We start from the raw sequence: 3,119 nt of genomic DNA on the forward strand, positions 1-3,119 counted from the left end.
GATCAACACAACCTAGTTTGAATCGAAATGACCAGAGGCAGAAAACGGGAGGTCATGCGGTCAAGACTAAACGGCTTGGAACGTCGCATGCGCATGGACAAGATCTCCGGGATCCAAGAGCTTTTCTATCCTAAGGGGTAGGCTAGCTCAGCACCCAGCGCTGCAGGGCAATGCCGAGCAGCAGGCCAAGGCCGCCGAAGCGCACCACCTGCCAAAAGGTGGCAGGGACAGGATTAAACACCTCTAGCACATAAGCCTGGAGGCGTTGCTCCAGTTGGCTGGCTTCGGCTTGGATTTCAGCCCATTGTTCAGGGGAAAGCTGGGCCATGCGCTCCAGTTCCCGCAGATCGGCAAGGCGAGCCTGGAGACTCTGGAGTTTTTCCTGCAGAGCCTCGAGAGAATCGGAGGGAAAGGATTCCGTCCCGCTATCGCGATTGGGGTTGGCCGTCACGGCTGGGCCTTTGTAGGGGGGTAGGCTTGGGGAGAACGGGATCCGGCAAATCCGGTTTGGATCTCGTTGAAAGGTTTGGCTTTGATCACCCCTGGGGGAACGGGATCCAACTTGAAGAGGGCGCGAATGGCGTTTTCCACCTCGGTGATGGGGCGGTTGCCGGCGGATTGATAGACAATGTTTCCCTCTGGGTCGAAGAGAAGGGTTTGAGGCACTTGTCCGGTGTAGTATTGGCCGCGCTCGTCGCCGGGCAGGAGGGAATCGACGGAATAGGGGATGAAATAGACCCCCAGCCCGTAGCGAACCTGCAGGTTGGCAATGGTGGCGGCGTATTTTTTGCAATCGCTACTGTCATCGATGTAATACACGAGGAGGGCCGGGATCCCTTGCTCTTTCGCCTGCTTCAGGGAGACGCGGGGGGGGATCATGCCGCCGTTGGCCCCGTAGAGGGCAAAGATATTGCCATCGTAACGGTCGTCGTTGAGCAAGGCACTGGCAGGCGAAGAAAACCAACCTGTCAAAACCATGAGCAGAGCCACCAGGAAGATACGAAGCAACAGCATGATCTCATGCTCTTCTGTGGAGGGATCCTTGGCGATCAATCTTTAGAAGTAGGGAACTCTTCCATTGTGCCATCTTGCGCTGACGCTGCCCCGTTGCCGTTCAGCACTACAGATCAACTGACGCCGGCAGGCCCTACCCTTTGCGTCCAGGGATCCCTAAGGGTAAGCAGAACGAGCCTCTGGGGCAGATGGAAAGAGCGGCTACAGGCTCAAGCAGCAAAATGAATGCGCAGGTAGTCCTCTTCCATCTTGGCGCGGGCCGGGGTCATGGCCGCCAAAGTCTGGGGCAATACCAAGTTGCGGCGGTGGTTGCCGATGCGGATGTTCAGCTCATCCCCGGTTTTGGTCAATTCCACCTGCTCTTTCGGGATCCCGGGCAAGTAAAGATCCAGCCGGTACTGGCCGTTGTCGGTCACCACATTCAGGGTTTGCTCGGCATAGAGCACGTCCGCCGGGTTGCGATCCCCCCAGAGGTCTTTTTTCAGGCGGGCTAGGGCGTCCCATCCCACCAACTCCTCGGAGTACAGCGGGATCTCGAAGACCGGCAGGGGGGCAAAGTTTTCGTGGATTTCCTGGCGATATTTCTGTTGGGCTGCCTTCCAGGCGGCAAAGTAGGGATCCACCACTCCATCGGGCAAGATGCGGTTGGCAATCACCAAATCGGTGGCCACCCCGTAAAGGCTGAGGTAGGCGTGGGCCCGCAGCGATTCTTTGATCACCATCTTTTCGGGGTTAGTGACCAGCCGCACTGAGGTGATGCGGTTGTTGGTGAGGATGCGCTCCAGCCGCTCAATCTTCTGATAGAACTCATAAGGAGCATCCAGCACCTGGTCATTGGGCAGCGGGATCCCGGTCAGCCCCTTCACAATCGGCTCGGCAATAGGACGCAGCATTTGCGCCAGCCCCTGCAGGGGTTTGTAGAACCTGCGCATGTACCAGCCAGAAACATCCGGCAGGCTCAAGAGGCGCAGGGCCGTGCCTGTAGGGGCCGAGTCTATGATTAGCACATCGAACTTGCCTTCGTCGTAATGGCGATTCACCCGCACTAGGGCAAAGATCTCATCCATCCCTGGCAAAATCGCCAGCTCCTGTGCCTGCACCCCATCTAGCCCTCGCGCCTGCAACACCTGGGTAATGTAGGTTTTGACGGATCCCCAATTCAGCTCCAGTTCGTTGAGGGCGTCCAGCTCCGCCCCCCAAAGGTTAGGTTTGACCTCGACCGGCTCATGGCCCAAGGGCTGATCGAAGCTATCGGCCAAAGAGTGGGCCGGATCTGTGCTCAGCACCAAAGTTTTCAGGCCAATCTCGGCACAACGCCAGCCGGTCGCCGCCGCCATCGAGGTTTTGCCGACTCCACCCTTGCCGGTCATGAGGATGATGCGTTGCATGAGAGTGCCATTTACATTCTTTTACATCCCTAGCCTAACCGATTTGCTGTGCTCTTCGAGAGTCAGCCAAGGGGCTGAGGTGCAGCCAGCGGGTAAACTATTCATTTGATTACCAAATGATTGCCAAAAAGCTGATGGCAATCATGGCCAAGAAGTCAAGCCTGTTGCAGGCATGTGGGAGGTATGTGATGATCTGTCGCTGGCGGAGTGTGTTGCTGGTTGCCATCCTGACATTGGGGCTGTGGCTGGGATCCCTTTCTGTGCAAGCGGCTGCTGGCCTGCCCCGAGAGCTGCAACAACTGGAGCAACAGGTAGAGCGGCTGCAAAGCCTGGTGGAGGCGGAGGACTGGTTGGAGATCCGCTCCTACATCCACGGGCCGATGGGACTCACTCGTAAGACCTTGACCGGCCTGGCGGCTACCCTGCCAGATAAACAAAAGCGGGAAGTGCTGCGCCTGGCTAAGGAGATGGGCCGCAGCTTAGAACAACTAGACTTTGCCGCCAAAGCCTATGACCAACCCGAGGTGGAGGCAGCCCAGGCCAAGGTGAAAAAGACCTTGCAGGCGCTGGAGGCTTTGTTTTCCTAGTGAGGATCCCTTCTCTCTTTGGCGACTTTGGCGATATGGTGGTTTCAAGTTAGGGTGAGACGCCTGGGCTGCTGAAAAAAGCCTTCTGACCCCATGCGTTATTGCTCCGCAACGCTGACGCGACGACGCG

Annotated in this window: 4 protein-coding genes; 1 reads left to right on the top strand and 3 read right to left on the bottom strand. The window is 57.4% G+C overall.

Annotated features, from left to right (window positions below):
* Window positions 1-142: 142 nt before the first annotated feature.
* The 3 genes from NW856_RS09675 to NW856_RS09685 all read right to left on the bottom strand — a co-directional run bounded on the left by NW856_RS09675 (window position 143) and on the right by NW856_RS09685 (window position 2,402).
* Window positions 143-451: a hypothetical protein gene (locus tag NW856_RS09675; RefSeq protein WP_414356858.1), complete on the bottom strand. Its 309-nt coding sequence runs from the start codon at window positions 449-451 to the stop codon at window positions 143-145.
* Window positions 448-1,014, bottom strand: a complete 567-nt coding sequence (locus tag NW856_RS09680) for a thylakoid membrane photosystem I accumulation factor (protein ID WP_414400002.1) — start codon at window positions 1,012-1,014, stop codon at window positions 448-450. Before NW856_RS09680 ends, NW856_RS09675 begins: the two co-directional genes overlap by 4 nt.
* A 209-nt stretch (window positions 1,015-1,223) precedes the next feature.
* Complete coding sequence (locus NW856_RS09685) at window positions 1,224-2,402, bottom strand: TRC40/GET3/ArsA family transport-energizing ATPase (RefSeq protein ID WP_414332153.1); 1,179 nt, start codon at window positions 2,400-2,402, stop codon at window positions 1,224-1,226.
* A gap of 188 nt (window positions 2,403-2,590) precedes the next feature.
* On the opposite strand from NW856_RS09685, the gene psbQ reads away from it, so the two are divergent.
* A complete protein-coding gene (gene psbQ, locus NW856_RS09690; protein ID WP_414400007.1) occupies window positions 2,591-2,989 on the top strand; it encodes a photosystem II protein PsbQ in 399 nt (132 codons plus the stop codon).
* Window positions 2,990-3,119: the final 130 nt, after the last annotated feature.

Source organism: Synechococcus sp. R3-13, from assembly GCF_047462195.1.
GTDB lineage: Bacteria > Cyanobacteriota > Cyanobacteriia > Thermostichales > Thermostichaceae > Thermostichus.